The organism is Sneathiella sp., assembly GCF_036960985.1.
Lineage (GTDB): Bacteria > Pseudomonadota > Alphaproteobacteria > Sneathiellales > Sneathiellaceae > Sneathiella.
In genome coordinates, this window is the sequence record NZ_JBALWD010000007.1 from 102,502 (window position 1) to 120,734 (window position 18,233).

Consider the following 18,233-nt stretch of genomic DNA (forward strand, 5'->3'; position numbering starts at 1 on the left):
TATTCGAGAAGTTTTCCATAAGGGGAGGCGCGGAGAAATTTACCGCAGCTTGCCAGTCGCGAAAGGATCTACAATTATGACCGTTGAGGAATTATACCCGGTACCAGCGGAGCTGGCGAAATCGGCATGGGCTGATAAGGCAAGTTACGAAGCCATGTACCGCGCCTCGGTCGAAGATCCAGCAGCTTTCTGGGGAGAGCACGGTAAACGCATCGACTGGATTAAACCCTATACGCAAGTCAAAGATGTGTCTTACGCCAAGGATGATCTACACATCCGATGGTATTATGATGGAACTTTAAATGTCAGCTATAACTGCATCGATCGTCATCTGGAAACCAAGGGCGATCGCACAGCGATTATATGGGAGGGCGATGATCCAAGTGATGACAAAACCCTGACTTACCGAGAGCTGTATGAAGAGGTCTGTAAATTCTCTAACGTCCTTAAAGCTCGGGGCATTAAAAAGGGCGATCGAGTTACTTTATACATGCCCATGATCGTCGAAGCTGCTGTTGCCATGTTGGCTTGTGCTCGCATCGGAGCGGTTCATTCCATTGTTTTTGGCGGATTTTCTCCAGATGCATTGGGCGGCCGTATTCGCGATTGCGACTCCAATTGCGTGATCACAGCCGATGAAGGGCTACGCGGCGGAAAAACCGTTCCGCTCAAGGAAAATACGGACAAAGCGCTGGAGAATTGTCCGGATTGCACGACGTGTATCGTTGTAAACAGAACCGGTGCCAAGACCGGTTGGACTGAAGGTCGCGATGTTTGGTATCACGAAGAAATGGCGAAGGTCGATGCGGATTGTCCACCTGAAGAAATGAACGCTGAAGATCCGCTCTTTATTCTCTACACCTCCGGATCAACCGGCCAACCCAAAGGTGTCATGCACACGACGGGTGGCTATATCGTTTATGCGGCCATGACCCACCGTTACGTGTTCGATTATCATGATGGAGATGTTTACTGGTGTACGGCCGATGTGGGTTGGGTAACTGGCCATAGTTATATAGTCTATGGTCCCTTGGCCAATGGCGCCACCACATTGATGTTTGAAGGCGTGCCCAATTACCCCACAGTATCGCGCTTCTGGGAAGTTTGCGACAAGCATCAGGTCAACATATTCTATACGGCGCCAACGGCCATCCGGGCGTTGATGCGTGATGGCGATGAACCTGTCAAGAAAACCTCACGCAGTTCACTACGGTTACTTGGTTCTGTTGGCGAGCCCATAAATCCGGAAGCTTGGCGCTGGTATCACGAAGTGGTTGGAGATAGCCGTTGCCCAATTGTGGATACTTGGTGGCAAACAGAAACCGGAGGTATCTTGATCACGCCGTTGCCGGGAGCTACGGATTTGAAGCCAGGTTCTGCGACCCGTCCTTTCTTCGGAATTGACCCAGTAATGGTCGATACAGAAGGCAAGGTTCTGGAAGGTGCCTGTGAAGGTGTCTTATGTATCAAGGATAGCTGGCCTGGTCAGATGCGGACGGTGTATGGCGATCATGAGCGCTTTTACCAAACCTATTTTGCGACCTTCCCCGGTCGTTATTTTACGGGCGATGGTGCACGTCGTGATGAAGATGGTTATTATTGGATTACCGGACGTGTTGATGACGTAATTAATGTTTCCGGCCATCGCATGGGAACGGCAGAAGTCGAAAGTGCCTTGGTGGCTCATAGTAAAGTCTCAGAAGCGGCTGTGGTCGGCTATCCTCACGATATCAAGGGGCAGGGCATTTATGCCTATGTGACGTTGACGGCGGGTGTTGAACCGACTGAGGAATTACGCAGCGATCTGGCAAAATGGGTGCGGCAAGAAATTGGTCCAATTGCAACACCGGATTTAATTCAATGGGCGCCAGGCCTTCCAAAGACCCGCTCCGGTAAAATCATGCGGCGGATATTGCGCAAAGTTGCCGAAAATGAGTATGGCAGCTTAGGTGATACATCCACATTGGCAGATCCGGCTGTGGTCGACGAATTGATTGATAATCGGATGAACAGATAAGGCCGACGCCGCTGGATTCGATTGTCCGATGACAATGACCCACGGAATACGGTACACTCTGGTTTGAGGCTGAAAAGAAACTTATTGTAGAAGACCGATAACGGATCGCTATAAGCTCTATTAGAATAATAAAGCCTCAATCTTTGGGAGGGAGTGAGCAAAGGCATGTCGCATACAGTGCTTGTGGTGGAGGACGAGCCCAATATCGTATTGTCCTTACAATTTATTCTGAAGCAGGCTGGGTTTGTCGTACGCGTGGCGCGGGATGGAGATCAAGCGTTGCGGGCCATCGACGACTATGTTCCGGATTTGGTGCTACTGGATATCATGCTGCCGAAACAAGATGGCTTTTCTGTCTGTGAAGCAATTAGATCCAATACAAATTGCCGAAATGTGAAAATCATCATGCTCTCCGCCAAAAGCCGAGAGGCGGACAAGGAACGCGCCTTGGCGCTGGGCGCGGACGATTTCGTAACGAAGCCATTTTCGACGCGAGTGCTGGGCAAATTGGTTAAGGATATCGTGGCGATCAAGCCTGCGGTTTCCTCCGTGAAATAAGCAGATGATCCGGACTGGCCGCAAAAAAGAATGGTCAATCCTATTGTTTGTCGCCTGCCTGATAATTTTCATGCCGCCGGTCCTGTCTATTTTTGATGAAAGTGATCTGGTTTTCGGCATCCCCATGAGTTTTCTTTATCTATTCGGGAGCTGGGGTGGCGTTATCTTGTTCACGGCACTTGGCGCCCGGCGGCGAACAGTTGGAAAAGGCACTCCGGAGCAACCCCGCTTTGAAGATTTACGGCCCGGTTCCGGACGGGAGAGGCGGTAATGCCCGGTAGTTTGGTTCTCACCGTTTCTGTTCTATATCTTGGTCTTTTGTTTGCGGTCGCTCATTTCGTCGATTCCAGGGCTGAAACCAATCGTCCTCTGACTCGCAATCCTTATATCTATACATTGTCCATTGCTGTTTTTTGCACGTCCTGGACTTTCTACGGAAGCGTTGGCTTGGCAGCCAATCGAGGGCTTGATTTTTTGCCGATCTATCTGGGACCGACATTTGTTTTCGTTCTTTGGTCCGTTGTCTGGGTGAAGATTGTGCGAATTTGCAAGGTCCACCGGATCACGTCTATCGCCGACTTTATTGCCTCGCGTTACGGTAAGAGAGCCGGATTGGGCGGGCTTGTGACCGTAATCGCCGTGGTTGGCACCATGCCGTATATCTCCTTGCAGCTGAAATCTATCGCCACCAGTTTTCGTATCCTTGTTGGCTCCTCGGAAACCGTATTGCTCAATGCCCCAAGTGATCCCATTTTCTTTATTGATACGACCCTGATTGTAGCCCTTGCCCTTGCCCTTTTTGCCATTCTTTTCGGAACCCGCCATATCGATGCCAGTGAGCATCATGAGGGTCTGGTGGCGGCCATTGCCTTCGAATCCGTGGTCAAGCTAATCGCCTTTCTGGCCGTCGGGTTTTTCGTGACCTTTGGTGTCTATAATGGCTTTTCCGATCTCTTTTCCAAAGCCGCCGATCAAGGACTAGAGCAGCTTTTTACCGTCAATGAAGACAGCGATTACAAGCTCTGGATGACGATGACGTTACTTTCAATGGCAGCAATTATCTGTTTGCCACGGCAATTTTATATTACGGCAGTGGAGAACCCGGACGAGGCCAGTTTACGTAAAACAACGTGGCTTTTTCCGTTATATTTGCTGGTTATTAATATATTCGTACTACCGATCGCACTCGCGGGACGCTTGGCCTTCGATGGAACGACAGCAGATGCGGATATGTTTATGCTCACCGTGCCGCTTTTCCACAATCAGGGTGTTTTGGCATTGGTTGCCTTCGTTGGTGGGTTGTCGGCGGCGACCTCCATGGTGATCGTTGCGGCGATTGCGCTGAGTACCATGGTTTGCAATGACTTGATTATGCCGTTGTTGTTGCGATCAAAAAGCCTCAACATCAACAAGAATGATGATTTGACCGGTTTGCTACTGACAATCCGTCGGGTCAGTATTCTGCTCGTTCTGATACTGGGCTATGTGTATTACCTTATCGCGAGCGAGTCCTATTCTTTAGTTACGATTGGCTTGGTTTCTTTTGCGGCTGCCGCCCAATTTATGCCGGCGATCATTGGCGGGATTTTTTGGAAAGGCGCTTCTTACCGGGGAGCGCTGACCGGATTGGCCCTCGGATTTGCCATGTGGCTTTATACCTTGTTACTTCCGTCTTTCGCTCAATCGGGCTGGCTGCCCATTAGTTTTATTGATCAAGGACCTTGGGGTATTGCCCTGCTTAAACCCTATGCCCTTTTTGGCATGGAAGGCTTTGATCGCCTGACGCATGCGTTGTTTTGGAGCATGCTGGTCAATATTGGTGCTTACTGGATTGTGTCGCTGTTGTCTCAACAAACAGCTATTGAACGCATTCAGGGAACCTTATTCGTGGATGTGTTCGGGCATACTGAGGATGAGCGCGATAGTCGTTATTGGCGCGGATCGGCGACGATAGCGGACTTGCAACAATTGGTTGGTCGGTTCGTCGGGGGACAAAGGGTCGCGGTAGCTTTTGATGGATATCTTCGCGATCGTGGTTTGACAGCTCGCCGTAGTCAATCGGCAGACGCCGCCATGCTTGATTTTGCAGAAAAAATGCTGGCCGGGGCCATTGGTTCCGCGACCGCTCGCGTGATGATGGGGTCGGTGGTTAAAGGTGAGATCGTTGGCCTAGATGAAGTTTACCGCATCGTTGATGAGACGAGCCAGGTGATTGAGTATAGTCATAAGCTTGAACAAAAGTCTTTGGAACTGGAACAAGCAACGGCGCAATTGAGAAATGCCAATGAGCGTTTGAAGGAGCTGGATTCTCTAAAAGATCATTTCCTGTCCATGGTTAGCCACGAGTTGCGGACGCCGCTCACATCCCTCCGGGCGTTTGGGGAAATTCTGGTTGATAATCCAGAAGTTTCAATTGAGGAACGCACCCAGTTCCTCAATGTGATCATCAAGGAAAGCCGGCGGCTGACCCGATTAATCGATCAACTGCTAGATTTGGCCCGCATGGAAGCGGGACAAATGGACTGGTCGTTCGATCAAGTAAATATGGGGGCGACGATCCGCGAGGCGCTGGCTGCTCTCGAAGGGTTAATCAAAGAAAATGACGTTGATGTCAGCATCCAACTGGCCGACCAATTGCCGCCAGTTCTCGCCGATCACGATCAGCTTATTCAGGTTATGATCAACTTAGTCTCCAACGCCATCAAGTTTTGTGACAAAACGGCAGGGAAAATTGACGTCTCCGTCACCACGGAAGAAGATGTATTGCTGGTCACTGTTTCTGACAATGGCAAAGGAATTCCGGATGACCGGACACTGGATATCTTCGAGAAATTTCATCAGTCCGTCAGCACGGGTGAGGATAAACCACAAGGGTCCGGTCTTGGCTTGGCCATTTGTCGCGAAATTGTCACCTTTATGGGCGGCGAGATCTGGGTGAAAAATCAACCGGCAAGTGGCGCAAAATTTTCCTTTACGGTTCCGCGTGCGGATCGTCAAAAAGAGCGATTATCGGCAGAATAGGGTGACGTAAAGTCGGGGAGACCTAACCTGGCATTTTTCCGTTTATGATGTAAGCCAGAGCTTGAACCACTTGTTCCGGGGTCCGGGCCGTCGCGGCTGCGGCGGCATTGACTTCTTTGAGTGCGTGATCATGCTCCGTAGGATGCAGAGTAATATATGGGGTATCCATGGCGGCAGCGAAGCCGGCATCAAAGGCGGCGTTCCATTGTTTGTATTTTTCGCCAAAGCGGACGACAACGATATCAGCTTCCTGGATCAAGGTTCTCGTGCGCATGGCATTGAGGCGTGCGCTTTTATGGTCATGCCAAAATTTATCCGGCTCAGGCCCGAAGATGGCCACAGCGCAATCGTCACTATCTGCATGCACCGTATTGGGTCCGTTGAGTTCCACGGGTAGACCGGCTGCTTTTACACCATCGGTGATCCGTTCACGCCAGTCACTATGGATTTCGCCTGAGAGATAGATTGTCCAGATACGGCTCATGTCAGCTCCTTGGTTTGTTTGAACGGTGAGTATAGTCTCAGGCGAGGGCGCGGTAAATCAGCATAACGCCGATTAACATCACCAGCACTAAAACAATTTTCTTGAAAGTCGCCTGGTCAACGCGATGCCGGACTTTGGTGCCGGCCCACATCCCGACAAACAGGGGACCAAGCCCCACAAGGCCATATACAAGTTCGAGGGGACCTATGAAATTGCCCCCATGCAAGCTCGCCATCAGAACAAGGCTACCGGTGAACAGCAAGACACTGACAACAGCAACAAATTTCTCTTTCTCCAAGCCAAGCGCGACGAAGAAAAAGATGGGTAATGTTCCGTAGAGTGTCGTAATTCCGCCAACAATTCCGGCAAACAGGCCAATGATGGGCCCGGTGATTTTCTCCCGGTCTGTTACAAAGGCGAAGGATACGCCGAACATTTCTAGACTGGCTACGAAGATCAGAAAACACCCCACACCAACCAGTAAATAGGATGTGTTTACGGTTGACAACAAATAGACACCAAAGGGCATGGAGACATAGAGGGCGAGTAGAAACCGCCAATGCCGGGCAACAGTCGATTTAATATGGCCAGTAGCCAACATCTGCACGAAATTGGTAACGATCATCGGCAAGACGATAATGGCGACCGCCGACGGGAGTGACATAAAAAAGACAATGATCGGCATGGCAATTGTCGGCAACCCGAAGGCACTGATGCCTTTGACTATTCCCCCTAATGACAAGGCGGCACAGACCACGAAGAGGTGAAATAAGCTGAATTCAGGAAGGTATTCTGTGATCATGTGGGATGTACAGACGCGGTTCCGAAGAAAGAGTTGAAATATTGCTTTACAGCAAACGGATTAATTCATTCAATGCTTACCCGTTTTAAGCGGGAGTACAAGCGGTAATTCAACAGAGCCTTTATGGGCAGGAGAAGATCAGTGAAAGCATATGTCATTCAAGGTGGTGGTGGTATCAATGAGTTAAGTCTCAAAGAACAAGATATTCCCAAGCCGGGCTCAGGCGAAATTCTGGTCAAGGTGAAGGCCAATGCCATTAATTACCGCGATTTGATGATGGTCAAGAACGGCCCGACCGATGGGCGCATTCCGAATTCCGACGGTGCCGGGCTCGTGGAAGAAGTTGGTGAGGGTGTGACGGCGTTCAAGAAGGGCGACCGTGTTGTCGGCACCTTTTTTCAAAATTGGGATAGTGGGCCCATCCGCGACGATGTAATGAACAGCGCCATGGGGGGTGCCATTGACGGTATGCTCTGTGAGTATGCTGTTTTGAATGAAAATGGTGCGCTCCCGATCCCGGAACATCTGTCGTTTGAGGAAGCCTCAACGTTGCCTTGCGCCGGATTAACGGCTTGGAATTGCCTGATAGAGGCGGGCGGGGCAGCTGCAGGCCAGACCGCCCTCTTGCTCGGTACTGGCGGCGTATCGATTTTCGCGCAACAGATGGCGGCAGCGGCGGGCATAAAAACAATCCTCACCTCGAGCAGTGACGATAAACTGGCGCGAGCGCAGACCCTCGGCGCTAATGAAGTGATCAACTATCGTAGTATCCCGGATTGGGAGGCTGAGGTTGGCAAATTGACAGACGGTCACGGTGTGGATGTTGTGGTGGAAGTCGGCGGGGCCGGCACTCTTTCCAAATCTGTTGAAGCGGTTCGCATTGGCGGCCGTATCTCACTAGTGGGTGTGCTGACCGGCGGGCAGATGGATCCGACCTCAATCATGCGCAAATCTATCCGTCTTCAGGGTATCTATGTCGGGCCGCGGGATATGTTCGCGCGTATGAACGCGGCGTTGCTTCATAACGATATCCATCCCGTCATCGATACAGTCGTAGATTTCAAGGATGCCAAAGACGCCTATCATTTGATGGAAAGCGGCCAGCATTTCGGAAAAATCGTTATTTCTATTTGAGGGATCAGGTCCTTCCCAAGGAGAAGACTATGAAATTGTTACGTTATGGCCCGAAGGGTCAAGAAAAACCCGGTGTTCTGGATGAGGACGGCATTGTCCGTGATCTCAGCGGCATGATCGATGATATCACCGGCGATACCTTTACCGGCGGTGATCTGGAACGGTTGGACGCCATGGATTTTGAAGACTTGCCGGAAGTCGAGGGCAATCCACGGATTGGTCCTTGTATTGGCAATGTGGGAAAGTTCATCTGCATTGGCCTTAATTATTCCGATCATGCGGCGGAAGCCGGGCAGACACCGCCCGCCGAACCCATTGTTTTCATGAAGGCAACGACCGCCATCACCGGCCCGGATGATGATGTGGAAATACCGCGTACCTCCCAGAAAACGGACTGGGAAGTGGAACTGGGATTTGTGATAGGTAAGCGCGCCAAATATGTCGGGGTTGCCGAGGCATTGGACTATGTCGCGGGCTATTGCACGGTTAATGATGTCTCCGAGCGCTCGTTCCAGTCGGAACGCTCTGGTCAATGGACCAAAGGCAAAAGCCACGATACTTTTGGTCCCATCGGTCCTTGGCTTGTGACGGCTGATGAAGTGCCGGATCCGCAAGTGCTGGATCTTTGGCTGGATGTGGATGGGGAGCGCAAGCAAACCGGCAATACGTCCACCATGATTTTTGACGTTGCGACAATCATCTCTCACCTCAGCCAGTTTATGACGCTTGAGCCCGGGGATGTGGTGTCGACAGGAACTCCTCCAGGTGTTGGCATGGGCCACAAACCTGAACCGGTTTATCTGAAAGCCGGGCAAACAGTGACTTTAGGTGTTGATGGGCTGGGAACACAGACGCAAAAGATGGTGCAGGCGTAATCTCCAATAACGTTGGCGAAAAAACAATAAAAAGGACGCGAACAAATGAATGTGACACAGAAACCGGAATCGGTTGGATTTAGCAGCAATCGCCTGGAAGCCATAACAGATTGGATGAACCGCTATGTGGATGGCGGGAAACTAGCGGGAGCCAGCGCCTTGATCGCCCGTCGCGGTCAGATCGTCTATTCGCGAAATGTTGGGTTTGCCGATATTGACAATAATATTCCATGGAATGAAAATACCATTTCACGGTTTTATTCCATGACCAAACCGGTGACGTCTGTTGCCTTGATGATGTTATTTGAAAAGGGATTATGCCATCTCGATGACCCGGTGGAATGGTTTATTCCGGCTTTCAAGAACATGCAGGTGTTGCGACCCAATGCGCAAACCATCGAAGATACGGAACCGGCTACGGTCAAACCGACCCTTCGTCATTTGCTCACGCACATGTCGGGTCTGACATATGATTTTAACGGCGGGATATTGGGGGAGGCGTACGCCGCCATCAAAATGGATTTTGGACCTCGTCGCGGCAGCTTGGAAAGCCAGGTGGACAAGTTGGCAGAGCTGCCACTGCTCTTCACGCCGGGGGCGCGGTGGAATTATGGGGTGTCGACAGATGTGGTCGGCCGGCTGGTGGAGGTGATTTCCGGATCGGACCTGCGCAGCTTCCTGGGCGACCATATTCTCGGCCCGCTGAAGATGACCGATACAGCGTTTGATGTGTCCGATGAAAAAATTGACCGTTTCGCGTCCCTCTATGGCCGTGGCCCTGATGGTAAGATAAAGCTTCTGGATGCGGCGTCGAAATCCGTGTTCCGTGCGGGCCGGACGGAATGTTATTCAGGCGGCGGCGGTTTAATGTCGACAGCGGGAGACTATTTCAAATTCGCTGAAATGATCCGTCAACGAGGCGCGTACAACGGTGAAAGATTACTGGGCTCGCGCACTGTCGATTACATGACCCAAAACCATCTGGTCGGGGATCTGGCGGAGAATGGCCAGCCGGTCTTTTCCGAAATCTCATTTGAGGGCGTGGGCTTTGGCCTGGGTGGTTGGGTTATGCTGGATCCGCCGAAATCGCAGATGATGGGATCGGTTGGCGACTTCGGTTGGGGCGGCATGGCAAGCACGGTGTTCTGGGTTGATCCGGTTGAGGAAATGACCGTGCTGTTCCTGACCCAACTGGCCCCCAGCAGTCAGTATCCGCTGCGCAAAGAATTGCGGACGCTGGTCCATCAGGCGCTGATCGACTAAATCTCCGCGTAAATTTCCATCACATTGCCATCCGGATCACGGAAGAACAGAGTGCGGTGGCCGAAAGATTGATTGGTCGGCGGAGAGAGAAGATCAATGTCATGGGAAAGTAGTTCATCGGCGCATCGATCTACGTCGGCCACAGAAACTTTAAAAGCCAGCTGCAAGGCGGCACTTCCCGGTGGAATGGGTGCCTCGGTTTCCGTTCGTTTTGGATTGGCAAGGGTCAGTGTATTTGGGCCAATTTGATATTCAATCCAGTCGGGCGACAATTCCCGGTGGCACGCAAAGCCCAGAACGTCTTCGTAAAAAGACCGCATGGCGCCCATCTCACGAACATAGACGACCGTATAGTCAATCGCCTTGATGGCGTTAAACGGCGAGCTGGTATGATTGACCATGAGGGGCTCCTTTATAAGAACATATGAGTGTCACGCGGAAAACAATCCAGCCTGAATTTCGGTGCCGACACGGGGAATTCTAACCTGCAGGCCGCAATGCACAAACAAAAAAATAAACCATTTTAAAAAATAAAACCGGTTTAAATTTAAATATTAGAATACTACTTATTTACAACAAGATATGAAATATTCTTCCACAAGAATGGCATAAAAAAATAAGTAACCTCTTCTATCGATCGGTGATCAGACGAAGGCCCAACAGGCCGAGAATTCCCGCCGCGACGCGGTCGATATAAACCTTGGCCCGCAAGTATTTTTCGCTGACCGCGGGGGTGCTCATGACAAGGGCCAGCAGGGTGTAAAAGGCAATCTCTACCAACAGATGGTTGGAGACGATGACGATATTTTCCGCCAGGGTCATGTTGGCGGGAAAGATCACGATCAAAACGGCGGCCGCAAATAAAACTGATTTCGGGTTGAGCAGATTGATTGTGAGCCCTTGGCGAAAAGCATGGGATGTCGGCTTGTTTGTCGCCGTCACAGCCTGCCGGGCACCGGCCCACATTTTATAGGCGATATACAGCAGATAAAGCGCCCCGCCGATTTTCGCTGTGGTATAGGCCCAGGGAAATAACGTGAAGATGGTTTCAAGCCCCAACAAAGCGGCCAGCGTCCACAAGGCGGCAACCAAACCCAACCCGGCACCCATGGCAATGCCGGCGCGCCGACCCGAACTCAATGTCGTGCGGATCGCCACCAACAACGCCGGACCGGGGCTGGCGATGGCGGCAAATAAAGCGAGGTTGAAGGCGAGTAAATGTTCGAACGTCACGGCGTCTCTCCGCCCTCATCAGCGGCCACCGGCACATCCGGAACCCATAAATATCCATCCGGATCGACGAGATAGGCTTCGCGGAGCCCATGGGGTTTATCTAGAGCACCTGCCAGCACGGTGTCATCGCGCGCCCGTGCTCTGGCTTCGGCGGCATCGGGATCGCAGCCATGCAGACGCAGCTCAACGCCAACGCCGCGCGCCTGCGCTGAGGTGAGGCTGCCGGTCAGCGGATGATCCGAATAAGTATGATCCGCATGCAGCATCCAGCTGGCGCCATAGCCTCTGACAACGGCAAAATCCGGATCTGCATAGACGACCTCTGCCTCCAGCACCTGCTTTTGAAACGCCAGCGCGCGATCCATATCGCGCACCAGCAGATTAACCCCAAGCCCGGTGAGTGACCGGCCATACTCGGGGGCAGGCATCCACGGGTCGCCAATGCGTTTTTTTACCATCGGGTATCTCCTTACCAATGGATGCATTTAACATCGCGGGGATTTTATGGTCAAGGATTGACGCGGGCCCGGGGCTAGTTGATTTTACCGGGGAGGCTAAGATCGCCCGACGCGACATCAAAGACGTCCGTTATGCACAGCAGCGGCGCATGGACATTTGCATTCACTTTCAAAGCCGATGTGACACCGTCATATCCGGCTCCGGCAATGGCGCCGGCATCCGCAAACGACACATTGATCTTGATTTCCGGGCCATCAAACAAAGGTGTAAAACCGGGGCTGTCGATAAAAATTGGCAGTCCGGGCCAGGTCGCCGGCATCTTCGGTGTTTCCCCTTTGGGAATGTCTCGCACGCCCAATGCGCCTTCGCCGCAGGCCTCGGTCGGTGTTAGCACCACCCAGTGGCTGTGCCATTTCGTACCATCATTGGCCGGGTCACCGTCGCCATCCTCATCATAAAGAGGGGTGTCATCAAAGTCCGGATGGCTTGTGGCGGCAAGGGCCAATATACCGGTCTTACCCTCAAATCCAACGATTGAGGGATCGAGGGATGTCGGCCAGACATAAGAAAGCACGGGCGCGCCGCCAAGAGATCCGACCGGCTCGGGTTTTTCAGAACCGGCAACGCCATTGGTGGTCATGTGAAAAGTAACCGTTCTGCCGTTACGGTGCACATGGGCCGCCAGAATATCAAAGGCGGCGGCTTTCGAACTGTCGGCAGCAGACTTAATAGCACCTTCCTGATGAAGGGCGTGGGATTTAGGATCGCCGTCTGCAAACGCAGAACCGACGCCCAGGGATAAAGCAATTGTTGTGAGGATTAGGGGTTTCATTGTGATCTCCATATAAGTGATAGCGACTCGCTAGTAATAGCATGGAAATTTCACATTGCAATGATTATTTCGAGTCGCTACTATATAGCGATGAGTAAACTGGACCAAAATCGCGTCAAGGAATTGATTGATCGGCTTGCCCGTATCAATTCAGCCGACGAATGGGCTGAAGATATAAACCCTGTTCAATGGACAGCGTTATCCTATTTGGTCAGAGCCAACAGATTCTCCCGTTCCCCCTCACAGGTTTCCGACTTCATGACGGCAACGAGAGGGACGGTCTCACAAACGTTAAAGGCGCTTGCCAGGAAGGGACTCGTCAAAGAGGTCCGCTCGGATCAGGACAAGCGATCAATTTCTTATTCCGTTACCAAACAAGGTGAGGCACTTTTTCAAAAAATCAGCACAATTGAGGCCGCGGCACCCTTGTTGAACGACACAGACATGTCGTCGCTGCTTTCCGGTCTTGAAATGTTGGTTCGCACAACATTGCACCAGAGAGGGTTGCGTCCCTTTGGGATCTGCAAAACATGTGTCTATCATCGAAAGACCGCCCAGGGCGGGTTTTGTGAACTGCTGGACGAACCCCTCTCAATTCCTGAAACCACCCAAATCTGCCACGAACAGTCCGAGATTGCGTAACTGGGTCGTGTCCGCGATTTTTGTGTCTTTCGCGAACCAGCCGCCTGGCGGTTTGCGCTCTTTGACGCTCATCGTTTCTGTTTATTTTGGTATTGAACAACACCGGCTTGCGGACATTAGTTGTTGAGCCGGACAGTTGTTGTTGACGATGGAACCGACGGATAGGGCATGTTTCAATTGGTTCCAGATCTATATAAAGAAAGGGGTCAGAGGGAACGAAGGCAATCCCTCTGACCAAACTACAATGATTTAGCGATCAGATTTTCTTTCAACCGTTGATACTGAAGCTTCCATCTCCGGAATCGATGATCTGGTAGTCATCTAATAAAGTACGCGAAAGATGCCTCATTTGTTCCGGAATCGGTAGTTTTAACGAAATCAATTCTGCATAGCTCAGTTTATAATCACATTCATCCAAAAGAATTTGATCTTCATACTTCAACATTAGTTCGTTCATGCTGAATGTGCGTGAAGCATGCGGTAGCCATGAATCTACCAAGTGTCGATGCGATTGTATCTCTTCCTTATCGAAACTGATATAGACCTTTGGTTCGAGAATTGATGTAACACTGGAAATAACCTGCCCGAGTGAATCGTATTTAATCAATACCGGCACGACATCTTTACGGCCTGATGAATTCTGGATCTTTTTCTCACCGACAAAAAAGGCGTTTGTAACCTGATACTCCGACGGAAAAAGGTGAACTTTTACATGAGAAAAATCAAGGAACTGTTCGAGCCCACTATTCATCGCTATTTGTTTAACACTTTTATAGGCCGCTAATACCCGTTTTAGAGCAGCAGGTGGTCTGAAATCACCCTGCAGCTTATGGTCCTTTTCCATAAAAAGCAGGTCAATTTGATTTAGCTTTTCTTCCCCCATAAATCGCGAAAGCCAGTTGATTAGGCGCTCCTGATCGCCTTTGTAGCGGAGCTCGCCCTCACCGTTTCGGTATTCATTTACATCACATTGCGCCATACCGCCAACGCTGATCAGTCTAGAATTATCTTTCCAACCGGTCCAGGTAGAAGCCTGATTTGACGTACATAGACTAAGACTGGACTCCGCTTGATTTTGAAGGCTAACCTGTTCTGCAAGCAATGAGACTGACTCACTAATTTCATTCATCATACGGGCGAAGGTTGTTTTTGTTTCTTGGTCGCGTATTTTTTGATTGCTTTGATCGCGCATGTGCTCCTCCATTGCTTTTAGATGGTTAGAAAATTGATTTTTTTGAACAAGAAAACCTGCCGATAACGAGCCACTCATTAACGCAGTTGTACTGGTCACTGCCAATATCATTGCCAGGTAGTTTCCCGACAACACATTCTCAATTAGGGCGCCGGCCCCAGTAACGCCAAGGGTAACCGCGATCGCCACAGGGGCACCAATTCCAGCGACCGTGTTGAAAGATAAATAAATAGTATCCCCTGCAGTCTTCATTATGCTGCCCAGTTTTTGGCGATTGCTGAGAAGCTTTGTATCGTTAAACTCCAGTGCAATACTTTCCTTTTCTCCATGTGCAGTTGCGCGATTTTCTTTTTTTATTTGCTGTCTAAGTGCTGTTTTTGTATCGCCATACTGTGTCATGAATGTCCTCCTCTTAACCATGTTTGGTGTCCATTTTATTTATGGTTAATTCAAAACTGTAAGTCGACGCACTTCCGGGTTTGGATGCCCCGTGCTGTGCCATTTTCGATGTTAACTCATTGAAAAATAATAAATTAAGAAAATATTACTTTAAAAATGATGTTCAATTTTATATAGTAGTAATATGTTATATTCGAATACATTGCGCGAATCACACGTTAAAGACCTGACGGATATTTATGTTTCCATCAAACTCCATAACAGGCTTTTCCGAAGTCTTAGAACGAGACTCCGCGAGCATATTTTTGACTTAGATCTGGAGGAAGATTTCGACGGGAAAAAAGTCAACAGACTGTTCACAGAACAAGCGATGCCGCAACGGGCGGATCTTAGGGCAATGTTATATGATTTTGTAACATTGGACGCCTTAGGTTTTCTCAGATCAGTGCAAAAAGAGGAAAAAGCTGCAAAAGGTATTATTGAGAAGATAGAAAAACTTCAAAAGAATTTTAATGCACAGGTTGCTGGTGGTCAAAATCCCTTTCTCAGGCTAGCACGTGATGTTGACATAGCAGATTTTAATGTCGAAGTCCCCGAGGCGTTCTTGGGCAAGTTTATTGGATACAGGCGAAGTTCTATTAATGGTGATATTGTCAGGTTCTATTTTAGAATATTTAAACAAAAAGGTACAAAAAGTCCGTTTGTCCGGTATCTGAACCGTTACCAACGCGGAAACCACACCTGGCAGGTGCAGGGAAATGGTGTGTATAATGAAAGCGGTACGCTCTATTTATTTGGTCATGCGCGGAACAGTAATACCAAGAAAAGCCTAGGTTATAGAATTCAGGCAGTGCAACAAATTGGCGGTACTGACTTATTGTGTGGCCCTCTGATTTCCATGGATAGTGCGGGTCCGATTGCAGCTCGAATGTTGTTGGTTCCTTTAGGTGAGCACATGTTGACAGATTTCCAAAAAGACCAAATGGCAAAGAGCTGGCAAGGTTTTGTAGATCATATTATTAGTCAGGATTTCTCGCACAGAAAAACCGATTTCCATACAGAGATTCGGAAAAACCTAGTAAAAATATTCGGGAATGAATGCGAAAGTAAGCTCTATTATTACATTTCCAATTTCACTTTAACTACGCTTAAGGGCGTCCCGGAACCAGACAATGCGCTTATAAACACTGAAGTGTTGCTTCGTCAAATTGTGGAAACTAACGGAATGGATTTTTCTGAACATGTGTCTGCAATATTGTCTGCATTAAGAGAGAAGACCATGTTGAGAAGTGGTTAGAGAAGATTAATTTTCTATCCATTTTCGCATCCTACGCGATCCAGCCGGGACGCGCAAAACCACCTGTCCTACAGTTCCGGGACAGGTCCGAAGAACCCGATTACCAGCGCGACGCGGTCGGATGCGTCAACTTCCGCAACATCGAAGCCGGCCATCACCAGTTTATGGTTCTGGTGAATAGCCCAGTGATACCGATAGACGCCATGATGCGAGTCAACGCCGCTGGTTCGCGAATACACAGCGCCCGGTATTTTGGCTTGCACGTCGTGGACATTTGCCTCGAACCCATCGATACCGGTCACATCGATAGACGGGTCAACGAACCGGATATCGGGGGCCAGAGCCCGCTCGAGATGCTCTCGCACGCGCGACTTATCTGGCTCGTTCCAGGCAGCAAGCATATGATCAAGGGACGCTGGATAATCTGACATAGGGGGTCTCCGACAGCAGAAATAAATCGACTATACGACGATTTTTTCGCAAATCACACTCAAACCAACACAAAGCTTCCAAGGGGGGTGAGGGGTGTTTTTACCCTGCGTCTAGTCCGTCTTGGCCCCCTGATAGATCCAGCCGCCGATCAGCTTGCGTTCCTCGTCGGTCATGTTGGTGATATTGCCTTGCGGCATGGTCTTGGTGGCGACGCTTTGCTGGCGGATGCGGGTTTTCTCGCGGACAATCTGGGCCGGGGTTTCCAGCTTGACGCCTTTGGGCGGGCTGTCGAAATCCTTGCTGGTCGGGTTGGTCGCATGGCAACTGGCGCAGCGGTCATAGATGATTTTCTCGACTGCGGCGAAGGGGACCGGCGCCATATCGGCGAGGTCGGACTTTGGCGTCGATGCATAGGCGATGAAGAAGAACAGCACGAAGGCGATGGGCAGCAGGATAAATCCCTGTTTGGCCTTGCCCTGGTTCTTCATGTTGAAGAAATGCCGGACGAGGATGCCGACCAGCGCGATGCCGGCCAGCAACAGCCAGCCATAGCTGCTGCCATAAGTCATGGGATAGTGGCTGCTGATCATGATAAACAGCACCGGCAGGGTGAGGTAGTTGTTATGCAAGGAGCGTTGCTTGGCCCACAAACCGGGGAGCGGATCGGCGGGTTCTCCGCGCTTGGCGGCGTTGACCATCTTGGTCTGGCCGGGGATGATGATGACCAGCACATTGGCGACCATGATCGTGCCCATGATGGCGCCGACATGGATATACGCCGCGCGCCCCGTGAAGACCTGAGACAGGCCCCAGGCGCTGGCGGTCAGCAGGATAAACAGCACGACGCCAAAGACGGCTTGATTATTGATCAGCGGGGAGCGGCACATCATATCATAGACGAACCAGCCGCCGACGATCGATCCGATGCCGATGAGGATGGCCACATCGACCGAGATATCGGCGATGCTTTTGTCGATGGTGTAAATCTCGGCGCCGAAATAATACAGCATGGTCAGCAGGATGAAACCGCTGATCCAGGTGAAATAGGCCTCATATTTGAACCAATGCAAGGTCGGCGGGATTTGCGGCGGCGCGGCGCGATATTTCTGCACCTCGTAAAAGCCACCGCCATGTACGGCCCACAGCTCACCGCCGACGCCGGCTTTGTCCTTGTAGCCGTCTTTTTCGGGCGGGGTCAGGTTCATGTCGAGCCAGACAAAATAAAATGAGGCGCCGATCCAGGCGATCCCGGTAATCATGTGAATCCAGCGAACTGCCAGCTGCACCCATTCCATCATTTCTACTGCCATGGATCTCGTCTCCCTCTTCCCCTGATCGCATCTACCCCGCGAATTACCGACTATAGAGAATTTCCATTATCTACAAAATCACAAAAATAATGATTTACTATAAAAAATATATTGATAATCATGTGTGTTCGCGGCGGAAGCGGAAGCGGAAGCGGAAGCGGAAGCGGAAGCGGAAGCAGAGGCGGAGGCCGCGGTTACGGTTGAGACCGAGGTTGAAGCGGAGTTGGAGTTGGAGGTGGGCTGGAAATCGGAGAGGGATTAGGAATAGGAGAGGGAGCGGGAT

General features: G+C 50.5%; 19 protein-coding genes. 10 read left to right on the forward strand and 9 right to left on the reverse strand.

Going from position 1 to position 18,233, the window contains the following annotated elements; genetic code table 11:
* The first annotated feature begins 76 nt into the window (after window positions 1-76).
* From acs to V7723_RS05885, 4 genes are all read left to right on the forward strand, one after another.
* Window positions 77-2,017 (forward strand): acetate--CoA ligase, encoded by a 1,941-nt coding sequence (acs, locus tag V7723_RS05870; RefSeq protein WP_335683508.1) that lies wholly within the window; start codon window positions 77-79, stop codon window positions 2,015-2,017.
* Between the two features lie 165 nt (window positions 2,018-2,182).
* Window positions 2,183-2,575, forward strand: a complete 393-nt coding sequence (locus V7723_RS05875) for a response regulator transcription factor (protein WP_335683509.1) — start codon at window positions 2,183-2,185, stop codon at window positions 2,573-2,575.
* Between the two features lie 4 nt (window positions 2,576-2,579).
* Window positions 2,580-2,846 carry a hypothetical protein gene (locus V7723_RS05880; RefSeq protein WP_335683510.1) on the forward strand — a complete coding sequence of 89 codons (267 nt, stop codon included), beginning with the start codon at window positions 2,580-2,582 and terminating at the stop codon, window positions 2,844-2,846.
* Window positions 2,846-5,596, forward strand: a complete 2,751-nt coding sequence (locus tag V7723_RS05885; RefSeq protein ID WP_335683511.1) for a sensor histidine kinase — start codon at window positions 2,846-2,848, stop codon at window positions 5,594-5,596. Before V7723_RS05880 ends, V7723_RS05885 begins: the two co-directional genes overlap by 1 nt.
* A 22-nt stretch (window positions 5,597-5,618) precedes the next feature.
* Here the strand turns inward: V7723_RS05885 and V7723_RS05890 are convergent, their stop codons facing one another.
* Window positions 5,619-6,080, reverse strand: coding sequence for a YtoQ family protein (locus V7723_RS05890; RefSeq protein WP_335683512.1), 462 nt, complete (start codon window positions 6,078-6,080; stop codon window positions 5,619-5,621).
* A 37-nt stretch (window positions 6,081-6,117) separates the two neighbouring features.
* Complete coding sequence (locus V7723_RS05895; RefSeq protein ID WP_335683513.1) at window positions 6,118-6,882, reverse strand: sulfite exporter TauE/SafE family protein; 765 nt, start codon at window positions 6,880-6,882, stop codon at window positions 6,118-6,120.
* 141 nt (window positions 6,883-7,023) lie between these two features.
* Between V7723_RS05895 and V7723_RS05900 the strand changes: the two genes are divergently transcribed.
* From V7723_RS05900 to V7723_RS05910, 3 genes are read left to right on the forward strand one after another with little or no spacing between them, the layout of a single operon-like run.
* Entirely contained in the window at window positions 7,024-8,016 is a 993-nt protein-coding gene (locus V7723_RS05900) for a zinc-dependent alcohol dehydrogenase family protein (protein ID WP_335683514.1), read from the forward strand.
* 29 nt (window positions 8,017-8,045) lie between these two features.
* Window positions 8,046-8,891: a fumarylacetoacetate hydrolase family protein gene (locus tag V7723_RS05905; protein WP_335683515.1), complete on the forward strand. Its 846-nt coding sequence runs from the start codon at window positions 8,046-8,048 to the stop codon at window positions 8,889-8,891.
* A 45-nt stretch (window positions 8,892-8,936) separates the two neighbouring features.
* Entirely contained in the window at window positions 8,937-10,154 is a 1,218-nt protein-coding gene (locus tag V7723_RS05910; RefSeq protein ID WP_335683516.1) for a serine hydrolase domain-containing protein, read from the forward strand.
* Here the strand turns inward: V7723_RS05910 and V7723_RS05915 are convergent.
* From V7723_RS05915 to V7723_RS05930, 4 genes are all read right to left on the reverse strand, one after another.
* Window positions 10,151-10,555, reverse strand: coding sequence for a VOC family protein (locus V7723_RS05915; RefSeq protein ID WP_335683517.1), 405 nt, complete (start codon window positions 10,553-10,555; stop codon window positions 10,151-10,153). The genes V7723_RS05910 and V7723_RS05915 overlap by 4 nt on opposite strands.
* Window positions 10,556-10,784: 229 nt before the next feature.
* Window positions 10,785-11,387: a LysE family translocator gene (locus tag V7723_RS05920; RefSeq protein ID WP_335683518.1), complete on the reverse strand. Its 603-nt coding sequence runs from the start codon at window positions 11,385-11,387 to the stop codon at window positions 10,785-10,787.
* Complete coding sequence (locus tag V7723_RS05925) at window positions 11,384-11,815, reverse strand: hypothetical protein (RefSeq protein WP_335683519.1); 432 nt, start codon at window positions 11,813-11,815, stop codon at window positions 11,384-11,386. Before V7723_RS05925 ends, V7723_RS05920 begins: the two co-directional genes overlap by 4 nt.
* A gap of 104 nt (window positions 11,816-11,919) precedes the next feature.
* A complete protein-coding gene (locus tag V7723_RS05930; RefSeq protein WP_335683520.1) occupies window positions 11,920-12,678 on the reverse strand; it encodes a hypothetical protein in 759 nt (252 codons plus the stop codon).
* A gap of 60 nt (window positions 12,679-12,738) precedes the next feature.
* On the opposite strand from V7723_RS05930, the gene V7723_RS05935 reads away from it, so the two are divergent.
* Window positions 12,739-13,320 (forward strand): MarR family winged helix-turn-helix transcriptional regulator, encoded by a 582-nt coding sequence (locus V7723_RS05935; RefSeq protein WP_335683521.1) that lies wholly within the window; start codon window positions 12,739-12,741, stop codon window positions 13,318-13,320.
* A gap of 268 nt (window positions 13,321-13,588) precedes the next feature.
* On the opposite strand, the gene V7723_RS05940 is transcribed toward V7723_RS05935, so the two are convergent.
* Window positions 13,589-14,911 carry a hypothetical protein gene (locus V7723_RS05940; protein ID WP_335683522.1) on the reverse strand — a complete coding sequence of 441 codons (1,323 nt, stop codon included), beginning with the start codon at window positions 14,909-14,911 and terminating at the stop codon, window positions 13,589-13,591.
* 184 nt (window positions 14,912-15,095) lie between these two features.
* Between V7723_RS05940 and V7723_RS05945 the strand changes: the two genes are divergently transcribed.
* Entirely contained in the window at window positions 15,096-16,208 is a 1,113-nt protein-coding gene (locus V7723_RS05945) for a hypothetical protein (RefSeq protein WP_335683523.1), read from the forward strand.
* Window positions 16,209-16,276: 68 nt separating this feature from the next.
* Here V7723_RS05945 and V7723_RS05950 read toward each other — a convergent pair whose 3' ends face one another.
* Together V7723_RS05950 and V7723_RS05955 are read right to left on the reverse strand one after the other, a co-directional pair.
* A complete protein-coding gene (locus V7723_RS05950) occupies window positions 16,277-16,639 on the reverse strand; it encodes a hypothetical protein (RefSeq protein WP_335683524.1) in 363 nt (120 codons plus the stop codon).
* 111 nt (window positions 16,640-16,750) lie between these two features.
* Window positions 16,751-17,950, reverse strand: a complete 1,200-nt coding sequence (locus V7723_RS05955) for a urate hydroxylase PuuD (RefSeq protein ID WP_335683525.1) — start codon at window positions 17,948-17,950, stop codon at window positions 16,751-16,753.
* A 124-nt stretch (window positions 17,951-18,074) separates the two neighbouring features.
* Here V7723_RS05955 and V7723_RS05960 point away from each other — a divergent pair, with 124 nt between their 5' ends.
* Window positions 18,075-18,212 (forward strand): hypothetical protein, encoded by a 138-nt coding sequence (locus tag V7723_RS05960; protein WP_335683526.1) that lies wholly within the window; start codon window positions 18,075-18,077, stop codon window positions 18,210-18,212.
* The last annotated feature ends 21 nt before the right edge of the window (window positions 18,213-18,233 follow it).

Coding starts and splice junctions, on each gene's coding strand:
- V7723_RS05955 (WP_335683525.1), bottom strand. CDS start 17,950: ATGGCAGTAGAAATGATGGAATGGGTGCAGCTGGCAGTTCGCTGGATT.
- V7723_RS05895 (WP_335683513.1), bottom strand. CDS start 6,882: ATGATCACAGAATACCTTCCTGAATTCAGCTTATTTCACCTCTTCGTG.
- V7723_RS05950 (WP_335683524.1), bottom strand. CDS start 16,639: ATGTCAGATTATCCAGCGTCCCTTGATCATATGCTTGCTGCCTGGAAC.
- V7723_RS05935 (WP_335683521.1), top strand. CDS start 12,739: ATGATTATTTCGAGTCGCTACTATATAGCGATGAGTAAACTGGACCAA.
- V7723_RS05880 (WP_335683510.1), top strand. CDS start 2,580: ATGATCCGGACTGGCCGCAAAAAAGAATGGTCAATCCTATTGTTTGTC.
- V7723_RS05875 (WP_335683509.1), top strand. CDS start 2,183: ATGTCGCATACAGTGCTTGTGGTGGAGGACGAGCCCAATATCGTATTG.
- V7723_RS05890 (WP_335683512.1), bottom strand. CDS start 6,080: ATGAGCCGTATCTGGACAATCTATCTCTCAGGCGAAATCCATAGTGAC.
- acs (WP_335683508.1), top strand. CDS start 77: ATGACCGTTGAGGAATTATACCCGGTACCAGCGGAGCTGGCGAAATCG.
- V7723_RS05940 (WP_335683522.1), bottom strand. CDS start 14,911: ATGACACAGTATGGCGATACAAAAACAGCACTTAGACAGCAAATAAAA.
- V7723_RS05930 (WP_335683520.1), bottom strand. CDS start 12,678: ATGAAACCCCTAATCCTCACAACAATTGCTTTATCCCTGGGCGTCGGT.
- V7723_RS05945 (WP_335683523.1), top strand. CDS start 15,096: ATGTTATATTCGAATACATTGCGCGAATCACACGTTAAAGACCTGACG.
- V7723_RS05910 (WP_335683516.1), top strand. CDS start 8,937: ATGAATGTGACACAGAAACCGGAATCGGTTGGATTTAGCAGCAATCGC.
- V7723_RS05905 (WP_335683515.1), top strand. CDS start 8,046: ATGAAATTGTTACGTTATGGCCCGAAGGGTCAAGAAAAACCCGGTGTT.
- V7723_RS05925 (WP_335683519.1), bottom strand. CDS start 11,815: ATGCCTGCCCCCGAGTATGGCCGGTCACTCACCGGGCTTGGGGTTAAT.
- V7723_RS05885 (WP_335683511.1), top strand. CDS start 2,846: ATGCCCGGTAGTTTGGTTCTCACCGTTTCTGTTCTATATCTTGGTCTT.
- V7723_RS05915 (WP_335683517.1), bottom strand. CDS start 10,555: ATGGTCAATCATACCAGCTCGCCGTTTAACGCCATCAAGGCGATTGAC.